At 49.7% G+C, this 24,184-nt stretch carries 21 protein-coding genes and 1 tRNA gene; 18 read left to right on the top strand and 4 right to left on the bottom strand.

Translation table 11 applies throughout. From position 1 onward, the window contains the following. Positions 1–23: 23 nt before the first annotated feature. Together AB1756_00450 and AB1756_00445 are read right to left on the bottom strand one after the other, a co-directional pair. Positions 24–112, bottom strand: a tRNA-Leu gene (locus tag AB1756_00450). Positions 113–197: 85 nt separating this feature from the next. After that, positions 198–2,888, bottom strand: coding sequence for a GAF domain-containing protein (locus AB1756_00445; protein ID MEW5805821.1), 2,691 nt, complete (start codon positions 2,886–2,888; stop codon positions 198–200). A 258-nt stretch (positions 2,889–3,146) separates the two neighbouring features. Between AB1756_00445 and AB1756_00440 the strand changes: the two genes are divergently transcribed. The 3 genes from AB1756_00440 (at position 3,147) to AB1756_00430 (ending at position 6,780) form a co-directional block, all read left to right on the top strand. Next, on the top strand, positions 3,147–3,707 hold the full coding sequence (locus tag AB1756_00440) for a CarD family transcriptional regulator (protein MEW5805820.1): 561 nt from the start codon (positions 3,147–3,149) through the stop codon (positions 3,705–3,707). 63 nt (positions 3,708–3,770) lie between these two features. Continuing rightward, a complete protein-coding gene (locus tag AB1756_00435; protein ID MEW5805819.1) occupies positions 3,771–5,051 on the top strand; it encodes a hemolysin family protein in 1,281 nt (426 codons plus the stop codon). Then, positions 5,044–6,780 carry an NFACT family protein gene (locus tag AB1756_00430; GenBank protein MEW5805818.1) on the top strand — a complete coding sequence of 579 codons (1,737 nt, stop codon included), beginning with the start codon at positions 5,044–5,046 and terminating at the stop codon, positions 6,778–6,780. Before AB1756_00435 ends, AB1756_00430 begins: the two co-directional genes overlap by 8 nt. 23 nt (positions 6,781–6,803) lie before the next feature. On the opposite strand, the gene AB1756_00425 is transcribed toward AB1756_00430, so the two are convergent. Together AB1756_00425 and AB1756_00420 are read right to left on the bottom strand one after the other, a co-directional pair. Next, positions 6,804–7,940, bottom strand: coding sequence for a DUF4097 family beta strand repeat-containing protein (locus AB1756_00425; protein MEW5805817.1), 1,137 nt, complete (start codon positions 7,938–7,940; stop codon positions 6,804–6,806). A 2-nt stretch (positions 7,941–7,942) separates the two neighbouring features. After that, positions 7,943–8,143, bottom strand: coding sequence for a DUF5668 domain-containing protein (locus tag AB1756_00420; protein MEW5805816.1), 201 nt, complete (start codon positions 8,141–8,143; stop codon positions 7,943–7,945). A 261-nt stretch (positions 8,144–8,404) separates the two neighbouring features. On the opposite strand from AB1756_00420, the gene AB1756_00415 reads away from it, so the two are divergent. The 15 genes from AB1756_00415 (at position 8,405) to AB1756_00345 (ending at position 24,130) form a co-directional block, all read left to right on the top strand. After that, the gene (locus AB1756_00415; GenBank protein ID MEW5805815.1) at positions 8,405–9,439 is read left to right on the top strand and encodes a lysylphosphatidylglycerol synthase transmembrane domain-containing protein; all 1,035 of its coding nucleotides are present in this window, start codon (positions 8,405–8,407) and stop codon (positions 9,437–9,439) included. Then, positions 9,436–9,894, top strand: coding sequence for a transcriptional regulator NrdR (gene nrdR / locus AB1756_00410; protein ID MEW5805814.1), 459 nt, complete (start codon positions 9,436–9,438; stop codon positions 9,892–9,894). The genes AB1756_00415 and nrdR overlap by 4 nt, the downstream gene beginning before the upstream one ends. A 17-nt stretch (positions 9,895–9,911) precedes the next feature. After that, on the top strand, positions 9,912–10,361 hold the full coding sequence (locus tag AB1756_00405; protein ID MEW5805813.1) for an Hsp20/alpha crystallin family protein: 450 nt from the start codon (positions 9,912–9,914) through the stop codon (positions 10,359–10,361). 15 nt (positions 10,362–10,376) lie between these two features. Next, on the top strand, positions 10,377–12,806 hold the full coding sequence (gene lon / locus AB1756_00400; protein ID MEW5805812.1) for an endopeptidase La: 2,430 nt from the start codon (positions 10,377–10,379) through the stop codon (positions 12,804–12,806). 21 nt (positions 12,807–12,827) lie between these two features. Further along, entirely contained in the window at positions 12,828–13,928 is a 1,101-nt protein-coding gene (gene thiL / locus AB1756_00395; protein ID MEW5805811.1) for a thiamine-phosphate kinase, read from the top strand. Between the two features lie 100 nt (positions 13,929–14,028). Further along, positions 14,029–14,613, top strand: coding sequence for an RNA polymerase sigma factor (locus tag AB1756_00390; protein MEW5805810.1), 585 nt, complete (start codon positions 14,029–14,031; stop codon positions 14,611–14,613). Further along, the gene (locus AB1756_00385; protein ID MEW5805809.1) at positions 14,610–15,134 is read left to right on the top strand and encodes a hypothetical protein; all 525 of its coding nucleotides are present in this window, start codon (positions 14,610–14,612) and stop codon (positions 15,132–15,134) included. The genes AB1756_00390 and AB1756_00385 overlap by 4 nt, the downstream gene beginning before the upstream one ends. After that, a complete protein-coding gene (locus AB1756_00380; protein MEW5805808.1) occupies positions 15,131–15,841 on the top strand; it encodes a hypothetical protein in 711 nt (236 codons plus the stop codon). Before AB1756_00385 ends, AB1756_00380 begins: the two co-directional genes overlap by 4 nt. Positions 15,842–15,858: 17 nt before the next feature. Then, positions 15,859–17,076: a type II secretion system F family protein gene (locus AB1756_00375; GenBank protein MEW5805807.1), complete on the top strand. Its 1,218-nt coding sequence runs from the start codon at positions 15,859–15,861 to the stop codon at positions 17,074–17,076. 12 nt (positions 17,077–17,088) lie between these two features. Next, complete coding sequence (locus AB1756_00370) at positions 17,089–18,771, top strand: GspE/PulE family protein (GenBank protein MEW5805806.1); 1,683 nt, start codon at positions 17,089–17,091, stop codon at positions 18,769–18,771. Between the two features lie 7 nt (positions 18,772–18,778). Then, positions 18,779–19,786: a pilus assembly protein PilM gene (pilM, locus tag AB1756_00365; protein ID MEW5805805.1), complete on the top strand. Its 1,008-nt coding sequence runs from the start codon at positions 18,779–18,781 to the stop codon at positions 19,784–19,786. Further along, positions 19,783–20,496, top strand: a complete 714-nt coding sequence (locus AB1756_00360) for a hypothetical protein (protein ID MEW5805804.1) — start codon at positions 19,783–19,785, stop codon at positions 20,494–20,496. Before pilM ends, AB1756_00360 begins: the two co-directional genes overlap by 4 nt. Further along, positions 20,497–21,129: a type 4a pilus biogenesis protein PilO gene (gene pilO, locus AB1756_00355; GenBank protein MEW5805803.1), complete on the top strand. Its 633-nt coding sequence runs from the start codon at positions 20,497–20,499 to the stop codon at positions 21,127–21,129. A gap of 5 nt (positions 21,130–21,134) precedes the next feature. Next, positions 21,135–21,770, top strand: coding sequence for a hypothetical protein (locus AB1756_00350; GenBank protein MEW5805802.1), 636 nt, complete (start codon positions 21,135–21,137; stop codon positions 21,768–21,770). After that, positions 21,767–24,130, top strand: a complete 2,364-nt coding sequence (locus AB1756_00345; GenBank protein MEW5805801.1) for a secretin N-terminal domain-containing protein — start codon at positions 21,767–21,769, stop codon at positions 24,128–24,130. Before AB1756_00350 ends, AB1756_00345 begins: the two co-directional genes overlap by 4 nt. Positions 24,131–24,184 lie beyond the last annotated feature (54 nt).

Raw genomic sequence — 24,184 nt, 5'->3', positions numbered from 1 at the left:
TTTCTCGTAGGTTATTGAAAAGATGGTGCCGGAGGTCGGAGTCGAACCGACATGGACTCGAAAGCCCGCGGGATTTTGAGTCCCGTGTGTCTACCAGTTTCACCACTCCGGCTTGCTCGTTAGTTTATTATATGGAAGAGTGGTTTTTCAAGAGAAGGGATTCCCTGAAGAAGGACTATGCCATGGAGAGCATATCTTTATGGTTTGCATAATGAGTGTGCGATGCTGAGAAGATTCTGAAAGTTGAATGGCTTGCTGATGTAAAGATTCCCGGTTTCCCTGAAGAAATCTCTTACATTCTGGGTTAGCGTGTCGCCGGTCGAGAAGACGATCCGGGATGCTGCATCCGGCTTTTCATTCTTGATCCAGCTATATATATCTTGCCCGCTAATCCCTGGCATCTTAAGATCGCAGATGATCACGTCATAATCTTTCCGGAGGATCTTTTCGATGGCCGTCTCCCCACTTGTTGCAGTTTCGACGTTGTAGCCATGATCCGAGAAGAATTCGAAGAGGAGATCAATAATCATCTGCTCGTCATCAATGACGAGGATATCCAGTTCACTTGCCGGTTGCTGTGCGGCCTTCCTCTCCTCAAGCGGCTTCTCCACGGCCTTTCTGTCTTCTATGATGGGTAGTTCGATGATAAAAGTTGCTCCCTGCCCTTCTCCGCTATCGGCGCGGATGGTCCCTCCATGCTCTCTCACAATCCCGTAACAGAGGCTCAGTCCCAGGCCGGTCCCCTTTCCCGGAGGCTTTGTCGTGAAGAAGGGGTCGAATACCTTCTTGATGTTCTCCTTGCTGATTCCAGGTCCAGTGTCTTTGAAGGTGATCCTTATGCTTCTTCCAGTCACTTCGGTCTTTATCGTGAGCGAGCCGCCTTGTTCGGTCATAGCCTGCTGGGCATTGTTAATGATGTTCAAAAAAACCTGCTGGAGCTGATTGTAATCGGCCATGGTCTTCGTGAGATTATCGTCGAGTTCCTTCACAATTGTGATGTTATCCACCTTCAACTGGTAGGATATCAGATCGAGAACGCTTTCGATGATTCCGTTGATGCCGACATGCCTCTTCTCAGGTTTTTGCTTTCTGGCGAAAGCCAGAAGGTTCTGGACAATCTTAGCGCAGCGCATGGCTTCGTCGCTAATCCTGATCAGTTTTGACTTAACCTTACTGTCGACTTTCTGACCCAGCAAAAGCTGAGAGAATCCAAGGACTGATGTCAGGGGGTTGTTTATCTCATGGGCTACACCAGCCACCATCTCCCCGATGGCGGAAAGCTTTTCTGTCTGGACCAGGCGGCTCTGGGTCTCCTTTAAATTCTCGAAGGCGAGTTTCAGTTCCCGATAGAGCCTTGCGTTCTCCAACGCGATAGCAGCGAAGTTGGCGAAAGAAAGGAGCAACGTAACATTCTTCCTGTCAAAGCCATTGAGCTCCGAGCTGTAAGCGGCAAGGACGCCGAAAGTCGTCCCCTTGGAGATGAGGGGAATCGATACATGGGAACGTATCCCTCTCTTCAACGCTTCCTCCTTCCAGGGTGCGAAGGTTGGATCTTTTTCGCAGTTGCTGATGACGGCGGGGAGTTTGCTGCGTGCCGCTCTTCCTCCTGGGCCTAGCCCCAGGGGAGATTCCGGATCATCGGTGAACTCGACGATAGAGGCATATCCTTCATCGTCGCCCGCGATGGCGACCGGTCTGAAATAATATCCCTCCTTGGTTGAGACGAAGGCAAACTTGGCATGGGAAAGTTGCTTGGCATAATTGGCGATGCTTCTCAGTACCTCCTGGTAGTCGAGGCGCGACGTCAGAGCTTGTCCAATGAGCTGGATGGCTTCTGCCTGTTCCCTTCGCTCCGTCGCCTCCTTGAAGAGCCTGGCGTTCTGAATGGCGACGGAAACATAGTTTGCGAAGTTCATGGCAAGCTCTATCTCCGAATGTGTGAAGCGCTTGGGAAACCTCGTCTCCTCGAAGAAGATGATGCCCAGGGGGTTCTCCATGAAGAAGAGAGGGACTGACAGCGAAGATTTAAATCCCAGCCTGTCCATGACCTCGCGGGGAGCTCTCTTCTCCCGTGAGAGATCGTTGATCTCGATGGGTTTCTTTTTCTTGATGGCTTCCTCCGCGGCAGGGAAGAGATTAATCGGGAGCGAGATGGATTTGATCACTTCGTCCGGCAAACCGCAAGCGATCTGCCCGGAGATCAGATCCCTTTCCGGGTCATAGAAGAAGATCGTACAGGAATCTGTTCCTACTAGCTTCGCTGCTTCCTCCACTATGTTCTTCAACATTTTCTCCAGGTCCAGCGAGGAGATCAGAAGGGCGCCTGTATGGAGCAGGGAAGCCATCTGAGCGCTCCTCTCGTGAGCTTCCCTTAGAAGCTTGTAGTTCTCGATGTTCATGGCGATCCGTTCGGCTATCAGGGACAGGAGGTGGCAGTCATGAGCGGAATAAGTTCTCTCCGATCGGCCGGCGATGTTGATGATCCCAATTATTTCGTTTTTCCTTAACATGGGAGTACTGATTATCCACTGGATCCCTTCCTTGACGGCGGCTTCTTTCAGGGGAATCTCTGGGTATTCAGATATCTTGAGAAAGATGGGAGCTTTTTTCGCCACGGAATATTGCGCAGCTCCTTCGTTTCGAGCCGTTGTCGTGATGGCCATGACGAACTCTTCAGAGAGTCCGCGGTGAATCTTGAGCTGGAATCTATTCGAGGCTTCATCCAGAAGGGCAATCGTTGCGATCTCGCAGTTGAGAAGCTCGACGATGAGGTCGATGACCCGATTGAGTATCTTGCCCAGCTCGAACGGCTGGCATGTCAGGCTCCCAATTGCATTGATTGCCTTGAGTTCGCGAATCTCTGATAGAAGTTCTTCTAAATCGGACATGTGCTCCTTTTGAGCTTTAATTAAATTATACAAGAAAATAAATTATAACCTTAAGTTATTTTTAAATTATCTGAAAAAGCAAAAAGTCAATGAGACTCTTCCAATAACCGAGGCGTTGCAGCAAAAATATCATGCATTTCATAATTTCGATGGTATATTTTAATATAGGGTCATTCTCCTGGTATAAAATTATCAGTCGATCTGATACAGTAAATATTTGACACTGAAATACTTAAAAGATACAATAATTTAAAGAAAATGACTAAGGTAACACCAACCAGAAGTTCTACGACAAAGAATCTCGGAAACGCCCTTCAATTTAAAATCGGTGACAAGGTTGTTTACCCAAATCATGGTGTAGGCATCATCGAAGATATTACTCGAAAGAACATCGCTGGCACTGAGAAGATGTTCTACTGCCTGAGAATCCAGTCTACCGATAGCACGGTGATGGTGCCCATCTCCAATATCGAGACAGTTGGGCTCAGGAAGGTCCTCAGCAAGAGGGAAATCAATCGTGTTCTTGAAGTGCTCAAAGAGCGCAAAGTCGACATTGTTGAAGATTGGAAGGGAAGGTATCAGATCAATTCGGATCTGATGCGAAGCGGGGAGATTGATAAGGTGGCCGAGGTTCTGAAGAGCCTCAGCTATCTCAGTCTTCAGAAGAGCCTATCATATCGGGAGAGGAAGATGCTCGATAAGGCAAAGTTCTTGATCGTCAGCGAACTGGTGGAGGCGACGCATCTGCCCGAAGAAAAAATCGAGGAACAGATAGATAAAGCTATATCTTTCTCGGTAAAAAGCAAACTTGATCATTAACGATATCTCAACCTTTTATTGATAAGGGCACGATTAAGTATCGTGCCTTTTTACTATACGACGATGCTCATCTTTATCCTCGAAACTATGGGCATTCTAGTCCTGCTCTCCTTCTCCGCTTTTTTTTCGGGATCCGAGACTGCCTTTTTCTCCTTGAGGAAATGGAGAGTGGAGAGATTGAGAGGGACGGGGATAAGGGGAGCAGCCGTTTCCGAGCTTCTATCAAATCCCAGAGGGCTCATTGCAACTATTCTCATAGGGAATGAGACTGTCAACATTGCTGCTTCCAATCTCGCTGCCATCCTCAGGAGGGATTATTTCTCTGCATTTGGCACAGCCGGGATCTTCGTTGCGCTGGTTGCCATGACCCTCATGCTCTTTCTTTTTGGAGAGGTCACTCCGAAAGTCGTTGCAATATACAACCAGGAACGATGGTGCCTTGGAGCAGCCATCCCGATGAGATTGGTTTGCAGAGTTCTCTCTCCATTGAGGAAAGCGGTCGAGAAGCTGATCGATAGGTGCGATGCCCTTTCCAACAAGATAGGAAGACAGATCGCTAAAGGGGTGAGCCTTGGCGAGTTGCGAACGATCGTTAGAGAAAGTGCCGGCGAGAGAGGACTATCCCTTGAAGAGGTAAAGATTATCGACTCCATTTTTGAGATCATGGATATGCCGGTGAAGACCGTGATGGTCCCGAGACCGCGAATAATCTGTCTTCGAGAGGACGCATCGCTCGATGACGCTTTAACGGTTGCGAGAAAAACGAAATTTTCGAGGTTCCCGGTTTACGGGAAGGATATGGATGATATCAAAGGTGTCGTCTATGCCAAGGATCTCCTTGCGGCTCAATATGGCTTGAGCCATGGGAGTATGCTCAGAGATTTCCTGAAGCCGATTATCTTTGTCCCTGAGACAAAAGCAGCCTTCGAACTTCTAAGAGATTTCCAGGTAAAGAAGCTTCATATCGCCGCCGTCCTCGATGAGTATGGAGGAACGGAAGGAATCGTCACCATCGATGATATCCTGAGAGAGATCGTTGGAGAGATGGGAGACAGATACCGGCCTTCAAAGTACAGGTTCAAGAAGGTATCCGAGAAAGCCTTTCTTCTGGATGGAGCAATCTCCATTCAAGAGTTCAGCGAACTCTCGGGGGAGCTCATCACCGACCCTGATGTGAAGACCATGGCGGGACACTTCATCAAGCTCCTGGGGCGCATCCCGGCGGAGGGCGATCGGGTCAGTGATGCTCTCTTCGATTACAGAGTCGTGAGGATGTCGGGGAGAAGGCTCGCCGTCCTTGAGGCAAAGAAATCCTTTTCCAATCCAGGGATGAACAATGGATAATCTCCTTCTGCATCTCATCTTCTTGGAGATGAAGAATGAGCTGGAAGGAAGAACTTTCTCTTCTATTCATCACCCCGAAGAAGATACGTTCCTGTTTTACTTCCACAACGAAAAAATGAAGAAGCTTCTGATATCGGCGAGGCCGGGGCATCCGAGGATTGTCCTGACGAGGCGTTATTTTTCGGAAGGGAAGCACGAACCGGACCCGTTCGGTTCTCTCCTGAAGAGGTCGCTGGAAGGGCTATTCCTGGGAACGTTGGAAAAGGAAGAGGAAGACAGAGTCATTCAACTGCATTTTTCTTCCAAGCGAAACAAGAGGGAACCGGATTTCATTCTGATGTTTGAGATGATAGGCAGATCATCGAATCTGATACTGACGGATGGAGAGCAAAAAGTTCTCGGCTTTGCGCGGAAGCTGAGATCGGAGTTCAGGCAGCCCATCGTGGGACATTCTTACCAGCCGCCAATACGCCCTCCTCACTCCATATTTCATGTTTTGAAAGATCCACGCCTGGATGAGAGTCTGTCAGGAAGCGAAGAAAAATTGCTTGGGTTTCTGAACGAGACCTTGATGGGAGCTCCCGGGGCTGTAATCCGGGAATTATTGTTAAGAGTCCGAAGAGAAGGACGTCTATCCAGCGTCCTGGACGATATCAAGAGCGATTGGGGGCAGATGAGAACCAGATCTTTCCTGTACGCACCTTCGCCGATCGAAGCCATTGGCGAGGATATTCGCTTGAACAGGGACAACTTTGTCCTAACTGCATTTGCGATGGAGACCGCGGGAGAGCTTGTGGAGAACGGGTTTGATTCGCTCCATGAAGCAGCCGATAATTATTACGCCACGATCATCAGAAATGAAAGGTTCACATCAAAGAAGAGTTTACTCCTGAGACTATTGAAGAAAGAGATCTCAAGGACGGAGGAGACCCTCGTCAAACTCCGGAAGGACGGGGAGAAATTTGAGGATCCGAAACGATTCAAAAGGTATGGCGAGCTACTTCTGGCTGGGATGAGATCGCTGAAGAAGGCCGAGGATTTCCTGGAAGTAGAGGATTATTACGAACAGCCGGGGACCAGGATCAGGATACCCATAAACCCGTCTCTCTCCATATCAAAGAATGCAGAAGCTTATTTTCAGAAATTCAAGAAGGCGGAAAGAGGGGTCGTCGTAATCGAAAAGCGCCGTAACTCTCTCCTTGCAAGAGGACTGGATCTTCGTGCACTAGAAGGTAAAGTGGCAACCTGCACGGATTCGGGTTCCCTTGATTCCGTCATGGAAAAGATGAGGACGCTTGGATTACCTGTTGGGATAGAAGATAAGGTGAAGAGAAGTGTCCTGTCAGAGGAACATCTCTCCGGGATAAGGATTTACAAGAGCTCCAATGGGCTTCAGATCCTCGTGGGGAAATCCGCCAAGGATAATATGAAACTGACCTTCAAGATTGCATCGCCCGAAGATTTCTGGCTACACGCAGCAGGTTTCGGGGGTGCCCATGTCGTAGTGAAAAATCCGTCGGGAATGAAAAGGCTGCCGGAAAAGACGCTGCATGAAGCCGCCAGGCTTGCGGCTTTCTTCAGCAGCGGTAAGGAGGAGGGCAAGGTCGAAGTCCATTACTCGAAGAAGAAATATGTCAGGAGAGGAAAGTACCTTCCGGTTGGCACCGTCCTCCTCAAGAAATATGAAATCATCCTGATCAAGGCTGAAAACCCCTTCGCCCAAAATTGAATCACCCTTCACAACAAGTATCATTAGTTATAGGAAATTTTCTGAAGATAAATGTCGTTGTAGCGTGTCCTGACCGTGTAAGTGGGACCTCCGCTGCCAATCCTGGCGATTAACCTGCTGGTCACCTTCTCATGAGAAGGCTTTAACTCCTCGAAGTCAGACTCGATGTCTCCATAATCGGCTGCCAGATCCACCGAAAAGTTCAAGCCGCCGGGGATTCGCAGGGTGACATCGCCATATTCTGCGATGATATCTGAGTTGGATACTGCCCTCTCTACTTGAACGTCGCAGTGTCTCGTGTCGATCCTCAGAGTGCCAGTAACCTCACTCAGTTCGACATCCTTGTAGCTGTTTTTGATCATGGCGTTGCCGTTGATATGGCTTCCCCCGATCTCTGTATGTTCGGAGTCGATCTCGATGTCTCCTCCGACATCGGTCAGCAAGAGTTCGGTGTGTCTCGACTTGATGGAGAGGTTTCTGGCGACATGGAGTATCTGGACGCTATCGTGCTCTGCCTGGAGTGCCAGAGTACCGATGATGTTGTTGAATTCCAATTTCCCGTGTCTAGAGTCTGCGATGATGTTCCCGGTGATGGAATCGAGAATCGCATCCCCGTGTTCCATATTGATTGTAACGTCACCTGAAACATTCTTCATCTCCAGGTCGGAATGCCGGGATTTCACCTCTGATGCCCCTTCCATGCCGTGGACCATGACATCGCCATGTGAACAGGTGATTGAACTTGCGGACTGTTTCGGTGCATGGATGGTCAGGTTCGTCTGGACGCTTATCGGTCTGAGATAAAGCTCATCGCGGTTGGTTGAGATGACAGCTTCTTTATCCCTCTTTTCGAGATTGAGGATTATCTGTTTTGAGATTTCCTCGGCCCTTTTTTCATCGTCGGCGTAGATGACTTTTTCAAGTTGCACATGCACCGTCTCTCTATCCCAGGGGCTCAGAGTGACGTTCCCATGAGAGTTCTTGACTTTCATGGCGCAGCCCATCGGAAAGTCTATCTCCTTTGTCTCGACGAATCTATTGGGCTTTCCCTTGATATCAAACATGATGGGGAACCCTTTTTCCTTGAGACTGATGACGCTCTGCATGCTCAGACCTGCGACGATGATAATGAGAATTAGAATAACGTCTCTTACTCTCATGACTATTCCCCTTTTTCACTTTTATGGAAATACCTTATGATGATGTTGATCCCGATAACGATGATCAACAGCGGCCACCATTTCCATATATTGGAAAGGATCCTGTATTCCGGATAAAAATTATGAACGAGAAACAGACCCCCGACGAAGACCCAGAATATTCCCCAGATGAGCGATTCCGTCTTGCAGCATTTCGTAGCCATTTTAGACCTCCTTTGCATCTTGCCAAGATAGACGAAATTTTACATCAAAAAGTTCCTGAAATGTTGACGATTTGGAATGTGGTACCGACTCTCAAGGCGAGCAGCGGGAGACGTAAAGGTTACACCTGTTCTTGAGAAATTTTAAGAAGTTTTTAAAAAAATAATAAAAAATCGTGAAAAGTTGACTCAAAGCCCGCGTTGATATAAGTTATCAGGGAAAAGTTGGTTTTTTCTGGCTGTTATTCTTTCAGGGTTTACGATTTGAAAAGATATAGAAACATACTCATAGGGGTTGCGATCTCTTTGTTTTTTCTCTGTGTATTCCTCAGGAAGGTCGATCCAGGAGAGGTCTGGGAGGGGATTAAAGGCTCAAGCCTTTCACTCATCTCACTTTCCATCCTGGTTGGCCTTAGCCAGAATGTCTTCCGATGCATCCGGTGGAGATATCTGTTGATGCCTATAAAGAACCGCATAGGATTCTACAACCTCATTTCAACGACGATCATAGGATACATGGTATCATGGATCATCCCCGGGAGAATCGGTGAGTTGGTCAGGCCGGTCCTGCTAGGGCAGCGAGAGGGGATAAGCAAGAGCTCTGCCGTTGCTACAATCGTCATAGAGAGGCTGATGGATGGAATGACCGTTGTATTTCTCTTCGGAATATCCCTTCTAGTCTTCCAGGGAACATTTTCTACCCAGAGCAAAGAACTTTTGAAAGCGGCCAGCTATGGAGGCATCCTGTTCACGCTCTTTTCCATAGCTTTGTTTCTCCTTCTCATTCTGCTGGTATGGAAAAAGGACAGAATAATGATATTCGTGGAAGAGAGGGAGAAACGCTCCAGCAATGTGATTTTGAATAAGATACTGATGATGATGCGCTCCTTCATCGAAGGGGCTTCCGTCCTTAAGGAGATCAGGATCATCTTCATCTCTCTTACGTACTCGTTCGTAATATGGTTGATCATCGGAGCAGGCATATGGCTCTCCCTAAAAGCAACGCACTTATCCATCCCGATCATCGGGATCTTTACTTTGCTACCGCTTCTCGTTCTGGGAATATCCATCCCCACCCCCGGGGGAGTTGGAACTTACCATGAAGCGATGCAGATTGGTCTGATGGGGTTTTTCGAGGTGTCCCGTGATGCAGCGACAAGTACCGCCATCGTAGTCCATGGGATCACCATCATCCCGGTCATCCTGCTAGGACTTGCCTTTCTTTGGATAGATGGATTGACGTTAAGATCTGTCAGCAGAATCGGATTATCGGACAATCAGGAAAGGAAGCCAGTATGAAATGTCCTTACTGTGGAGGAGGCAAAGATAAAGTTGTTGATTCCCGTGAAGGGAAGAACGGAGTTGTGATCAGGAGAAGAAGGGAATGCCTGGGCTGTCACCGCAGGTTTACGAGTTACGAGAGGATTGAGGAGATTCCCTACATGGTCATCAAGAAGGATGGGAGGAGGGAGATCTTCGACAGGAATAAGGTCCTCACGGGGATGCTGAAGGCGATTGAGAAGAGGCCGGTCAGCCGGGGTAGGCTGGAAGAGATTGCCGATGAAGTCGAAGCCATAGTCCAGGATAACACGGACCGCGAGATCGAGACGAAAGCGATCGGGAATCTAATCATGGAGAGGCTTAAGGAACTCGACAAAGTGGCCTACGTCCGTTTTGCCTCCGTGTACAGGCAATTCGAGGATATTGACGAGTTTATGGCAGAGTTGAAAGGACTCATCGAAACAAGAAAGTAAATGAGAGGAGAAGAAACATGGTCAAAGGATACGGTCCGATCCTTGAGATTGCAAGGATCCAAAATGAGATTAACCGCCTCTTTGAGAACCTGTTCGATCTGAAATCGGGGAGAGGGATGGCCGATGTGGCATGGCTTCCGAGCACGGACGTCTGCGAATGCGACGAGCACATGATGGTGAAAGTGGAAGTGCCCGGCGTTGTGCTGAAGGATCTGAAACTCTTCATCAACGGCAGCAATATCATCATCGAAGGAGAGAAGAAGAAATCCCCGGATGGTGGAGGCAAGAAGAAGTTCAGACAACTCGAGCGCAGCTATGGAAAGTTTCGCAGGGTGATAAACATCAACGAAGCGGTTAATACTCATAAAGCGGATGCTGTCCTTAAAGATGGACTCTTGAAGATCCGGTTTCCCAAGGTCTCCAACAAGAGAGGGGAACAGGTTGAAATTGCCATCAGAGAAGAATAGGAGGAGGTGAGACAGATGGAGAAAAAGGAAAAAACGGAAGAGCAACTCAAGATCCCGAAGATTCTGCCTATTCTTCCGCTAAGGGATGTCGTTGTCTATCCCTTCATCATTCATCCTCTTTCTGTTGCGAGGGAAATGTCCATAAAAGCCATCGACTACTCCCTTTCTGAAAACAGGATGATCCTCCTCCTCTCACAGAAGGATAAATCAGATGATGAACCTAATCTGGATGACCTCTTCAAAGTGGGGACTGTTGCCGTCATCATGAGGATGTTGAAGCTCCCGGATAACAGAATCAGGGTTCTTGTGCAGGGTGTTGCACGGGCTCTCGTCGAAGAGTTCATCACAGGAGGCCCTTTCTTGAAGGCCAGGATCGCTATCCCCCAGGAAAGTATCACAGAGGAGAGACCCCTGGAGAAAGAAGCCCTTATGAGGAATGTCAAACATGCCCTCGAGAGGTCAGCATCGCTCGGAAAGAACATCCCATCTGAAGTAATGGTAGTCGCTAACAACCTCGAGGATCCAGGAAGGCTGGCCGACCTCGTTTCTTCCAACTTGGATTTAAGGATCGAGGAGGCTCAGGAGATCCTCGAAATCTTAAACCCTATTTCACGATTGAGGAAGGTCAACGATTTCATCAAAAGGGAACTCGACCTTCTGACCATGCAGAGAGAAATTGATTCTCACACCATGGATGAGATTGACCGTTCCAAGAAGGAGTACTATCTAAGGCAGCAATTGAAGGCAATCCAGACCGAGCTCGGCGAGGGGAATGAACTCGCTGAAGAGATTGAGAATCTGAGAGAGAAGGCGAAATCGAGGAACCCATCCATCTACGTCATGGACGAGGTCGAAAAACAGTTGAAAAAGCTGGAGAGCATGCATCCTGACTCTGCGGAAGCGGCCATGGTGAGAAATTACCTCGACTGGCTGACAGGGCTTCCTTGGGGCATAGAAACGAAGGACAGAATCGATCTCAAGAAGGCAAGACAGATCCTTGATGAGGACCATTATGGATTGGAGAAGGTCAAAGAGAGGATCATCGAGTATCTGAGCGTGAGGAAGCTGACAAAGAAGATGAAAGGGCCGATCCTCTGCTTCGTCGGCCCCCCCGGAGTGGGAAAGACCTCCCTGGGGAAATCCATAGCAAGAGCGCTCGGGAGAAATTTTGTCCGGATCTCCCTCGGAGGGATAAAGGACGAGGCAGAGATCAGAGGGCATCGGAGGACTTACGTTGGAGCCATGCCGGGAAGAATCGTGCAGGGAATCTTCCAGGCAGGCTCAAACAACCCTCTCTTCATGATGGACGAAGTGGACAAGATCGGCGCCGATTACAGAGGAGATCCATCCTCGGCCCTTCTCGAAGTCCTTGATCCCGAACAGAACAGTACCTTTCGAGATCACTATCTTGACATACCATTCGACCTCTCCAACGTCATGTTCATAACAACAGCCAATCTTCTCGACCCGATCCAGCCTGCCTTCCGGGACAGGATGGAGACCATCCACCTTTCCGGTTACACGGAGGAGGAAAAGCTGGTCATTGCAAAGAAACATCTGATTCCCAAGCAGATCGAGGAGCACGGATTGATGCCCAGGAAGATATCTTTCAGCGACAATGCCATCGCCACTATCATTAACAAGTACACGCGAGAAGCTGGATTAAGAAACCTGGAAAGGGAGATCGCCTCTATCTGCAGAAAGGTGGCAAAGAGGGTTGCCGAGGGGAAGAGTGGCACAACAAGGATCATTTCGAGTAGTCTGGAGACTTACCTGGGACCTCCCAAGATATTTCCGGAAGAATCTCTGACGAAAGATCAGGTTGGCGTATCCACAGGCCTGGCATGGACGGAATCGGGAGGAGATATCCTCTTCGTCGAAGCGACGGCCATGAGGGGGAGGGGAAGCCTCATCCTGACCGGGCACCTTGGTGAGGTGATGAAGGAATCGGCTCATGCAGCGCTTTCCTATGCAAGATCTAAATCCAGAGAGTTCGGGATCCCCGAAAACTATTTTTCCAATGTTGATATACATGTCCATGTCCCGGAAGGGGCGATCCCGAAGGATGGGCCCTCTGCAGGCGTGACAATGGCGACGGCGATGCTCTCCGCTTTCATCAACAGGCCGATCAGGAGGGATGTCGCCATGACGGGCGAGGTTACTCTCAGAGGGAATGTCCTTCCGGTAGGAGGGATCAAAGAGAAGATCCTGGCGGCACGAAGGGCCAATATTGCGAAAATAATCCTTCCTGCTCCCAACAGGAAAAACCTGGTGGATATCCCTAAGCATCTGACCAAGAATATGAGGTTCTTCTTTGTCACCGACATCCGTGAGGTCTTCGAAGTTGCTCTGAGTTCAAGGAAAAGGGAAAGGAAGCCTGTCGTCAACATGGGAGAAAGGGAAGCCGGAAAAGAAAACGCATACGCCGCTAAAAAGAAAGTTTGAAACTTACGTCAAAGGTATGATGTGAGACTGAGCGAATTCGGGGAGATGCGCCTCATAGAGCGCATCGAGAGATCCTACTCTGGCATCCAGCACAGCAAGAAGGATATCGCCATCGGAGATGACTGTGCCGTTATACGGTCTCTGCTGGGAAGGGAGATCCTCATCACCACGGATGCCCTCATCGAAGATATCCATTTCTCCTTTCGCTTCTCCTCTCCAGAATGGATAGGAGAGAAAGCCGTCTACGTCAATTTGAGCGACATCGCTTCCATGGGAGGAAAACCGGAATTCATCTTACTCACCATGGGGCTTCCCCCTGAAATGAAGAAGAAAACAGCATTGAGGTTAGTTTCTGGAATAGACAGTGGATGCCGGAGCTTCGGAGTGAGCCTGCTGGGAGGAGACACATGCTCGAGCCCCGGGAAGGTATTCATCAGCATCACGGCAGTGGGGAGCATGGGCAAAGGGAAAGCTATCCTGAGGAGCGGGGCCAGACCATCAGACATCCTGTTCCTTTCCGGATCCGTCGGAGGAAGCTCGCTCGGGCTCAGGCTCCTCCGGAAAGGGATGGAATACCATTCGGGCTACTGGAAAGAAAGAGAAAAGAAAGAGAAAAAAGAGAGAGGAGAGAAAGGAGAAAGAAGCAGGGAAAGCTATGGATGGGATCGGTTTTATGCAAGGAGAGCCATGAATTGCTACTTAAGACCTCGCCCTCACATTGAAGAGGGAAGATTTTTAGCAGAAACCGGATTAGCCACCGCCATGATCGATCTGAGCGACGGATTGTCCAGTGACCTGCACAACCTTTGCAGAGCAAGCGGAGTCGGAGCGGTCATCCGCGAATCTGATATTCCGGTCGACGCTTCTCTTACTCACTTTCTCAAGTCCTGGAAAGCGATACTGGATGCCGCCCTCTCGGGTGGGGAAGACTATTGCCTTCTCGTGGCCGTTTCCGAGGGTAAGGCGGACAAACTCGAAAGACTCTTCCAGAGGAAATTTTCGAGACCTCTTTACAGGATCGGGGAGATCATCCCTGCCAGCAGGGGAATCGGCATCGTTTCCAGGACAGGCCTCCTGAGACGTCTTCCTAAGACAGGATACGAGCATTTCAAGAGTAGATAATTCCCCCAAGAGCGCCTTAGAGCGAAAAAGTCATAGACGGAATTGCATTTTGTTTCGTAATAGAAGGTGAGCAGCTTTTTGCGAGCCTTCTTCTGAACAGATGAAGGACGAGAAAGAATTAATAAGAAGAGCTGCCGAAGGGAATCTGGAAGCTTTCGAAGAGATAGTTCGCGATAAGCGAGAGAAGGTCTTCTGGATTTCCTACCATATTACGGGCAATGAAGAGGATTCAAGAGACATTTCACAGCTAGTTTTCATCAGGCTCTGGAGGATCCTCAAGCGGTTCCGGCTCGAGAAGAACTTCGATGCCTGGCTTTACAGGATAGCGGTTAATATGAGCATCGACTACATGAGGACATCAAGTGGAAGAAGAGATATCATCCCGCTCGAGGATCTCCCGGAAAAGCTGTTATTCCCTGCCGCGCCTCTCTTTCAACAGGAGCGATCGGTCGTCCTGAACGAAATCCGCAATATTTACAATATCCTCTCCAGACGACTGACGCCGACACAGAGAGCGATATTTGCCCTCAAGGAGATCGATGGTTTCGACACAAAAGAGATCTCAAAAATCATGAAGATCGGCCATTCCACTGTAAGGAACCATCTCTTTCAGGCGAGGCAGATCATGAAAGAAGGACTCCGAAGGAATTATCCGGAATATTTCATGGATCGCTGTAAGAAATGAAGGAATGCGACACTATAAAAAACCTGTTCGCGAAATATCTGAGGGACGACCTGGGATGCGATGATGCGGTCTCGTTGAGAGCTCATCTCCTGGAGTGTCACTCATGCCTGGATGAAGCTGTACTGAAAGACCCTCTGATCCTCTTTTCGCTCCTGTCGCTTCAAGAAAAGGAAGAAACATTCTGGGAAGGATACTGGAGCAGGATCAGTGAGAAGATTACGGCTCACAGAGGCTGGCCCTGGAGCCTGGAACTATTCAGACCTATTCCAGCGGCAGCCGCCATAGCCATAATTCTTATCGTCACTGTCGTCTCCATTGTTTCCATTTTCACGCTGAATCCTCTGAAGCGACCCGACGGATGGGGGCCCGTTACGATGGATTACACATCTGATGAGAAACCTCCTGTCCTCCTGCCGGAGCCGCTCGTTGACAACGTTCTGCAACCGACGGCTAAAGTGATAACGATGCATGTAGGCGATACCGATGTCATCATGATTTTTGATGAGAACATGGATATATGATGAGGAGATTCCTTCTTAAGATCCTGACACTCTCCCTGGTGCTTGTGGTTCCTGCTGTTTCATTCAGCCAGATATACGCTCTATCCGAGAAGGAGATCATGGTGAAGGTATTTCAGATTAAATTTAAAGATATCGACGATGCCGCGGCTCTCGTGACACCGCTGCTCAGCGATTTCGGGACGCTGACGATTCAGCCGAAACTCAAGACGATCACGGTGCAGGATTTCGAGGGGAACCTGAAAAAGATAGAGGAGGCCATCAGGGGGTATGACCTGCCTCCAAAGAACGTCGAGATCATAATTAACCTGATCATGGCAACCGAGAAGGAGGGGGGAGGAACTGAAAGCATCTCCAGGGAGATAAGAGGTGTCAGCGAGGCCCTGAGCGATTTCACCAGATGGACAAATTACAGCAGGATAGGAAGTGTCATCATGACCAGCATGGAAGGGAGCGAGGCGGCTTCCTCCATCGGTGAACAGTACCATGTCAGCTTCCTGGTCGAATATGCCAGTGAAGAGAGAGGGATTATAAAATTCAGCAGATTCTCGCTGGAAAAACTTACCGGGAAAGGGAATGAGAGAAAGTTAGAACCGTTATGGAACACGGCACTTAGCCTGTTAAATGGGAAACTCCTCGTAGTGGGAGCGGCAAAGCAACCGGGAAGCAAACGCGCCCTCTTTCTGACCATACAGGCTAATATAAAATGAGTGAGCCGGAGTTTAGTATGCCGGAGTTTCAGTGCAAAGTCGTGAACGTTTCGGGAGAGATCCTCGAGAGGAGCTATTCATACGATAGCGAAGCGTCCCTCAGGAAAGACCTGGAGAAGAAAGATTATCTCATCCTCTCCGTGAAGAAGAGGAATCCTTTCATAGAAATGCTGAAGTCCTTCTTCGTCCTGAGAAGGAGGATCAAAATCAAGGAATTCCTCTTCTTCAACCAGGAGTTAGCGGCACTCATCAAGGCCGGTCTTCCCATAATCACCGGTCTCGATATCCTTATCGAGCGAAGAAGGAATCAAACGTTTAAAAAGGCTCTTATCGATATAAGGAACAGGGTGAAGAGTGGTTCGGCTCTATCCGAGGCCTTCGACGCGCAGGGGGACCTCTTTCCGAAGATCTACTCTTCTTCTCTGGCGTCCGGGGAGAGAAGCGGCGAGATATCAACCGTTCTGAAGAGGTACATCAGTTATACAAAGATCCTCATCGCCCTGAGGAAGAGAGTCATCTCCGCCATGATCTATCCGGCGGTTATCTTCTCTCTCTCAATCGGTCTGATTTTCCTGCTCATCTATTATATTCTTCCCAAGTTCAACGAGTTTTACGCTTCCTTCGAAGCAGATCTCCCATTAATAACAAGGACGTTGATCCTACTGGCCCTCTTCGTGCGTGAATGGATCTTTCTTGGAGTGGCAATCATCGTCATCGGAATCTTTTCCATCAATATCTGGAACAGGACAAGTGCGGGAAGACTTAGATTAGATGCCTTGAAATTGAAGATTCCTCTCATCGGTAATATCATTCATCATTACGCCATATCGCGGTTTGCAAGGACACTCTCCACTCTCGTGGCAGGTGGAATCCCACTGGTGACATCCCTCGAGATAGCCGGAAACGCCATCGGAAATTCCCTCTTCACGCGAGAGATAATGAGTGTTGCCAGGAAGGTGAAGGAAGGAGAGGCCATGTGGGAATCCCTCGAAAAAACTGGACTCATGAGTGACATGGCGATCGAGATGATCAAGGTTGGCGAGTCGACCGGTTCTCTCGAGGAGATGCTGGGGAATGTCTCTGATTTTACGGATGAGGAGATAGAGCAGAAGGTCAATACGCTCCTCTCCCTGCTCGAGCCCATGCTTCTCATTTTCATGGCCTTCGTTGTGGGTGGTATGCTTCTCGCCATCTACCTGCCACTTCTGAAGGTCTATGGGCGCAGCCAATTCTAAAGGGGTCTCAGGATGGCAAATAAAGTGAAGAAGACAGCGGAAAAAGAGAGCACACTCCAGTCTCTCAAGGACCTGCTCCCGGAGAGCGGTGAATATGCGGGAGGCCAGGAGGAGGTCCTCTCCGAGGAATATCAGGCGCAGAAGTTGGCGGAAAGACTGGGAATCGAATATGTGGACCTGCACAATTTCCAGTTTGATTCAGAGCTCTTCCGGATGATCCCCGTGGATCTCATGTTCCGGTACAACTTTGTACCTTACAGAAGGGAGAACAACCACCTCGTCATCATCGTGTCCGATCCAACGGACGTCCTGATGATTGACGAGCTGGAGCTCCTCCTTGGAATGGACATCGAGGTGACAGTCGGGACGCAATCTGCCATACAAGACATCCTGAAAAAGAGCGAGAGCTCGCAGCGGGTCCTCGATGAAGCCACAGAGGAATTCAAGCTCCAGATCCTCCAGGACGAAGAGGAAGGCGAGGAGACGCTCACCATCGACAAGCTAACCAGCGATCAGAGTCCAATCATCAAGCTTGTTGATTCTACCATCTTCAATGCACTCCAGAGGCGGGCCAGCGACATCCATGTCGAAACGAGGGAGCGGGAAGTCGTAATAAAGTACAGGATCGATGGGGTCCTCTACCAGGCGATGGAACCGATTGATAAGAAGTTCCACTCGACAATCATCTCACGCATCAAGGTCATGTCCGAGCTAGACATCTCGGAGAAGAGGATCCCGCAGGACGGGCGCTTCAAATTGAGGGTGAAAGGGAAGGCGATTGACTTCCGTGTCTCCATCATGCCCTCGATTCATGGGGAAGATGCCGTTATCCGTATCCTCGATAAGGAATCGGCCAACGAGCAATTCGCCCAGCTGAATCTCAGCGTCCTCGGCTTCAGCGAGAAAGAGCTAAAGCGATTGAGGAGGTTCATCACGGAACCTTACGGTATGGTCCTTGTGACGGGGCCGACAGGTAGCGGAAAGACGACGACCCTCTATGCAGCCATCTCTGAAATCAAGAACGAAGAGGACAAGATCATCACGATCGAGGATCCGGTGGAATATCAGATTCCCGGGATCACGCAAATACCGGTCAACGAGAAGAAAGGATTGACTTTTGCGAGGGGCTTGAGGTCGATCCTGAGACACGACCCTGACAAGATCCTGGTCGGAGAGATCCGCGACGAAGAGACTGCGCAGATCGCCATACAGTCCGCGCTTACCGGACACCTCGTCTTCACGACAGTCCATGCCAACAACGTTGTCGACGTGCTTGGCAGATTCCTTAACATGAAGGTGGAACCATACAACTTCGTCTCCGCTCTGAACTGCGTCCTGGCGCAGAGGCTCGTTAGGCTCATCTGCCCATCCTGCAAGCAGAAGTCGAATATCATGGCAGAGATGCTCGAGGAATCCGGGTTGGATCCAAAGATCTATATTAACTACAGCTTCTATGAGGGACGAGGATGCATCGAGTGTGGCGGAACGGGATACCGGGGGAGAACGGCCATTGCCGAGCTTCTCGACATGTCGGACAGGATCAGAGAGATGATAATCGAAAAGAGGCCGGCTGCAGACATAAAGAGAGCAGCCAAAGAAGAGGGGATGACCTTCCTGAGAGAATCAGCAGTCGAGAAGGTCCTCGAGGGGCAGACGACCCTGAGAGAGATCAACAAAGTGACATTTGTGGAGTGAGGAGCATTTGAAATTCGAATTTAAAAAACCGCATTTGAGTCTGGATTTTCTGGACAGAATATCGCCGTTCAAGCCGAGCTACCCGGTGTTCGCGGCTGAAGTGAGCAGGAAGTACCTGGTTCTGGTCCGGATGCGAAAAGAGAAGGATGGATGGCATCTGGGGAACTACATCATCAAAGCGCTTCCCGAGGATGCTGTCGGTCAGTCCATCTTCCATCCGGAGATACATGACAGGGAGGCTCTTATGAAGGTCATCAAGGATGCCCTCTTCCAGATCGGCTTCAAGACACCCAGGCTCTCCCTCGTTATCCCGGACAACATCGTCCGTGTCTCGCTTCTCAATTTCCAGGAGATCCCCTCTAACAGGAGGCAGCTCATGGAGATGATTAAGTGGAAATTGAAGAGATCCATTCCCTTCAAGCTGGAAGATGCTAACATCTCCTACCAGGTGCTGGGTAACACAGCGAATGATCGCGAGAGGGTCATCCTTGTCTCGCTCATGCTCAAGAGTATCCTCAGGCAGTACGAAGAGCTGTTTCAGGAGATGGACATGAGAGCAGGATTGATCGACATCGCCACCTTCGGGATCCACAATCTGTATCGTCGAGCCATGGAGGAGATGACAGACATTGCGCTCCTCAATTTTTCCTGCAACTACTTCACCTTCCTGATCTTCCGCCAGGGGAACATGATGTTCTTCCGCTGCAAGAACTACCAGGCCCACGAAGGCATGGATGAGGATGAGGTGATGCGATCTCTGAAACGGGAGCTGACGACGTCCCTGTCCTACTATTCCGAAAAACTGTCCGGCAAGGGTCTAGAAAAGGTTTATATCCGATCAGCCAGTTACCCGGCAGAGAGGATCGTAAGCCTGGTAGGAGAGATCGGTCTGGAGGAATATGAGATCATCGATCCTTCGGCCATCGTCCACTTTGACGGGTTCCCGAACTGCGATCACGAGTCGAAACAGAAGCTGACACCCGCCATAGGTGCCATAGTTGGGAGAATCGAATGAACCGGTTAGAAATCAACCTTGCGAGCAATCCTTTCAGGAACAACATGATGTTCTGTCTCTTCCACGGGATGCTGATCTTCTTGCTTCTCGTGATAACGACGCTTAACATATACTTCTTCATGCATTTTAGAACCCTCCGCGGGGAGATCACCGGCGTTCTTTCCACAAGCCAGGATGAGGTGAACAATCTGGAGAAAAGAGCCCAGAGGATCAAAGACATCATCTCAAAGAAGGATACCAGGGAAATCACCGAGGAGGCGATCTTCGCAAACGATATCATCCTGATGCGGAAGTTCTTCTGGACCGACCTCTTCAATAAACTGGAAGAAGTGATGCCCTACTCCATCAGGATGCAGTCCATCAGGCCGATTTTCAAGGAGAGAGGGATTGAGGTGAGAGTCGATGGCCTGGCAAAGGATCTGAAGAGCTTCTTTGAATTCGAAAAAAACCTTCAGGCAAGTCCCAGCTTCAGCAGAGTTCGCCCCGAAAGCTACCGATCTGTGGAAGGTTCCGATCTGACGTTTTCTCTGGCCTTTGAGTACAATCAGGTAGGGAAAGATATGGAAGACATCTTCAAAGAGAAAGAGGCTTTTTATAGTGCATCTGGTGAGAGCTCCTTCAGGGAAGCTTCTATTCCGGAAGGTGAGGAATCAACGTCCAGTATGACTGGCGAAGAGGCCATGAAAACTGGCCGGGTCGAAGGAGAATAAATGGCAGCACCAGAAACGACCAGAAAAACAAACGGTTTCGACATAAGGAGGGAAAGCGGGACGATCATCGTAATTCTGTTGGCCGCTTTTGTTCTGAACATCCTCTTCTTCATCTTCTTCACAAGGCTGGCCATATCTGGCTATCGCTCTCTGAATGCCGATAGCAATCCCACGATGCAGGCCCTCGACAAGAAAAAGGCGATGGTTCTTGAACTGGAGCAAAGACTGGCACGAATAGAAGAAACTGAGAGGTCAATTAAGCAATTCTACGAGAAGATTCTTTCCACAAAAGATCAGAAGATGATTGATATCCAGCTTGAGATCGTATCCATCGCCAATGAGTTTGGCATCAATCCGGAGAGCGTCTCTTACGATAACGAAGAGATGCCCAAGGAGGGGGTGGAGCGCTTCTCCATTTCTCTGCCGATGACGGGGACATACGGTAATCTGAGGCAGTTCATCAACAAGATAGAGAATTCCACGAATTTCATGATCATCGACAGGGTATTTCTGAGGACTGCCAAGGAGGGAGGAGTGATCCTCCAGCTCAACATCCAGCTCTCCACTTTCTTCAACGCTCCATATCTCTCTGAAATGCGAAATGAGATGCGAAAGATGAGGAGAAGAATCTAACGGTGATGAAAAAGGTCACTTTCAAACAGATCCTTCTGGTAATCGTTGCAGTTACCTTCTTCGTTGTCCTCTACTTCCAGGTTAGCCAGTATTCCCTTTTCGGTGGCAAGCCGAAGGCCGTCGCTAAGTCCGTGGAAAGGGGGCTCATGAAAGAGAACCCAATCAGGTACGATGTTCCCGCTCTGAGGATTGACTTGCTGGCTCACAACAGCGCGGTCTATGATCCTGCGGGGAGAAACCTCTTTAACTATGACAAGCCGAAGCCGACTCCGCAGGAGCTGGAGGAGATCAGGAAGCTGCAGGAGGAAGCGCAGAGGAGAGCTGAAGAAGAGAGAAAGAGGAGGGAGGCGGAAGAAAAGATAAGGGTGGAAGAAGAACGTAAGGAGGCCGAACGGAGAGCCCTCCTTCCTCCTCCTCCACCTCCCGCCCCGCCTATCAACTTCAAGTTCATAGGGTATCTTGGAAAACCTGAGGATAAGATCGCAGTCCTGGAAGAAGGTAAGGATCTCTATTTCGGAAAAGAGGGGGAAACCGTCAAAGACCAGTTCATGATCATCAAGATCGATTTCGATTCTCTCGTCATGGGATACGTAAGAGATGAGTGGCGGGATCAGAAGAAGGTCCTGCCCTTTGGAAAATGAAACGTAAATTTGATCATTCAAGGGGTGTCATCGTGAATATGAAGCAAATCTTCAAGTTTGCCACACTGCTTTTAGTGGTGCTCTTCCTTGCATCCTGCGCAGCGCAGAACGCTTACAGGAAGGCCGAGAAGAATGCCAAGAGGGAGGATTGGGATAAAGCGGTCATCGGATACTCCAAGGCGCTGGCCATGGATCCCGGCAACACGAGATACAGCGTGGCTCTGGCGAGGGCCAAGATCAAAGCCTCGGCCATCCACTTCGAGAAGGGGAAAAAATATCTCGACTCGGGGCAGATCGAGCTCGCCATCGCGGAGCTTCAACAGACCGTCGCCCTGGACCCTTCCAACCAGTATGCTTTCAACGAACTCGAGAAGGCAATGAAGTTACTGGAGAAGAAGGCGGTACCGGTGTCTGAGATCGAGGAGATGAAGGCGCGCGCGAAAAGAGAAGCACTGGCTCCTCCAAAGCTAAACCCCCGCTCCCAGGAACCTATCGCCATGAAATTCAAAGAGGAAACCGTAGGGAAGATTTACGACATCCTATCGAAGGTCTCCGGGATCAATTTCATCTACGACGACAAGGTGGACCTCCAAAGGAAGATAGACATAGATCTTGCCAACATCTCCTTCGAGAAAGCGATGGACATCCTCATGATGACCAACAAGCACTTCTATAAGGTAATCGATGAAAACACTCTGCTCATCGCGCCGGACAACAAACAGAAGAGGCAGGAGTACGAAGACAACGTCATCCGGACCTTCTATCTTTCGAATGCCGATCCGAAGCAGGTTTCCGCTCTGGTCCGCACACTGCTCAACACCAGACAGATTGCTGACAACAGCATGCTTAATTCAATCACAATCAAGGACACGCCAGAAAAGGTTGAGATTGCGGAAAAGATCATCGAGGCAAACGACAAGTCCAAGGCGGAGATCATCATCGACGTGGAGCTTTTAGAAATAAATAGAAAAATCATCCAGAACCTCGGCCTCGACCTGACGGCCAAGACAATCGGTGTGACCTACGGCGCAGAGGATGCAATTCCGATGAATAACCTGAGGCTTCTGAAGCAACAGTCGGCATGGCTCGTCGGTCCCATCCCAGGTATCATGCTTGACTTTCTGAAATCCGATTCTGATACGAAAACGATCTCCAAGCCACAACTGAGAGTGGCGGAAGGGGAGAAGGCGGAGATCCACATCGGGGACAGGGTGCCGATACCGACGACTACGTTCAGCACTGCCCAGACCATTGGTGGGAATATCGTGCCCCTGACCTCCTTCACCTATCAGAATGTAGGCATCGAGCTGAACATCGAACCAAGGGTCCATCACAATAAGGAGATCACGCTGAAGGTGCAGGTGAAGGTTAGCTCCCTTACAGGTCAGGTAACGGGGTCCTATGGTGTCAGCCAGCCGATCATCGGCGAGAGGGACATTAAGACGGTGATCAGGCTCAAGGATGGCGAAACGAACATGCTGGCAGGACTCATAAAGAAGGATGACATCAATTCGCTTAGCGGAGTTCCGGGCGTCAGCGACCTTCCATTCCTGGGAAGGATATTTGGAAAGAATTCCATTGAAAATTCTGAGATGGATATCGTGCTCACGCTCACGCCACACATCATCAGGATTCCTGACATCAGGGAAGACGATCTCATGGCCCTGTGGGTAGGAACAGATGAGAACATGCGCCTGCGTGGGAGCACGAGGAACGCCGCCGGTGAGACTCCGTTCAGTGGACCTGAGGAGACTCCAATAGTAACCATTCAACAACGGCCGGCCGCTCCTGGCGCAGTAGCAAGACCGCGAGAAAGGAGAATACCTGAGGAAGCTCCGCCTCCAAAAGTCGAAGAGGAGGCTCTGAAACAACCGGAGGCAGAGGAGCCTGAATCGCCCGAGCCGCTGGCAGAGGAGCCTGAAAAACTGACAGGCATGGCACGGGTCTCCATCGTTCCATCGAAGCCCACGTACAGCATCGGTGATACGATCAGTCTCAGCATCGTTATAGAAGGGGCATCCAACGTCGGCTCGGTTCCCTTCCATCTGAGATTCAATCCTCAGGTCCTGGAGTTCGTGCCTCCCGGCATTGAGGGGAATTTCCTTAACGCGGATGGTACAAGCACAGTCTTCATTGCATCGGAATCGGCCAGCGGAGGAGAGATCATCGTCGGGATCTCCAGAATTGGAAGCCAGACGGGCGCGTCTGGGAGCGGAACGCTGTGCGTGCTGCAGTTTCTTGCCGTGAGCGACGGTCCATGCTCTTTTGAGTTCAGCGGACAGAGCGTGAAGGACCCGAAGGCACAGAACTTGAGGGCTACCTTCTCGTCGGTGAACCTCGTCATTCAACCCGGGAAGTGACTCATGCATATGAATCAATTTCGAGGTATCTTTCTTATTGACGCAAGACGACCC

It is taken from the genome of Acidobacteriota bacterium (genome assembly GCA_040752675.1).
Classification (GTDB): Bacteria; Acidobacteriota; Polarisedimenticolia; order JBFMGF01; family JBFMGF01; genus JBFMGF01.
This window is presented reverse-complemented; position numbering and strand designations above follow the sequence as displayed.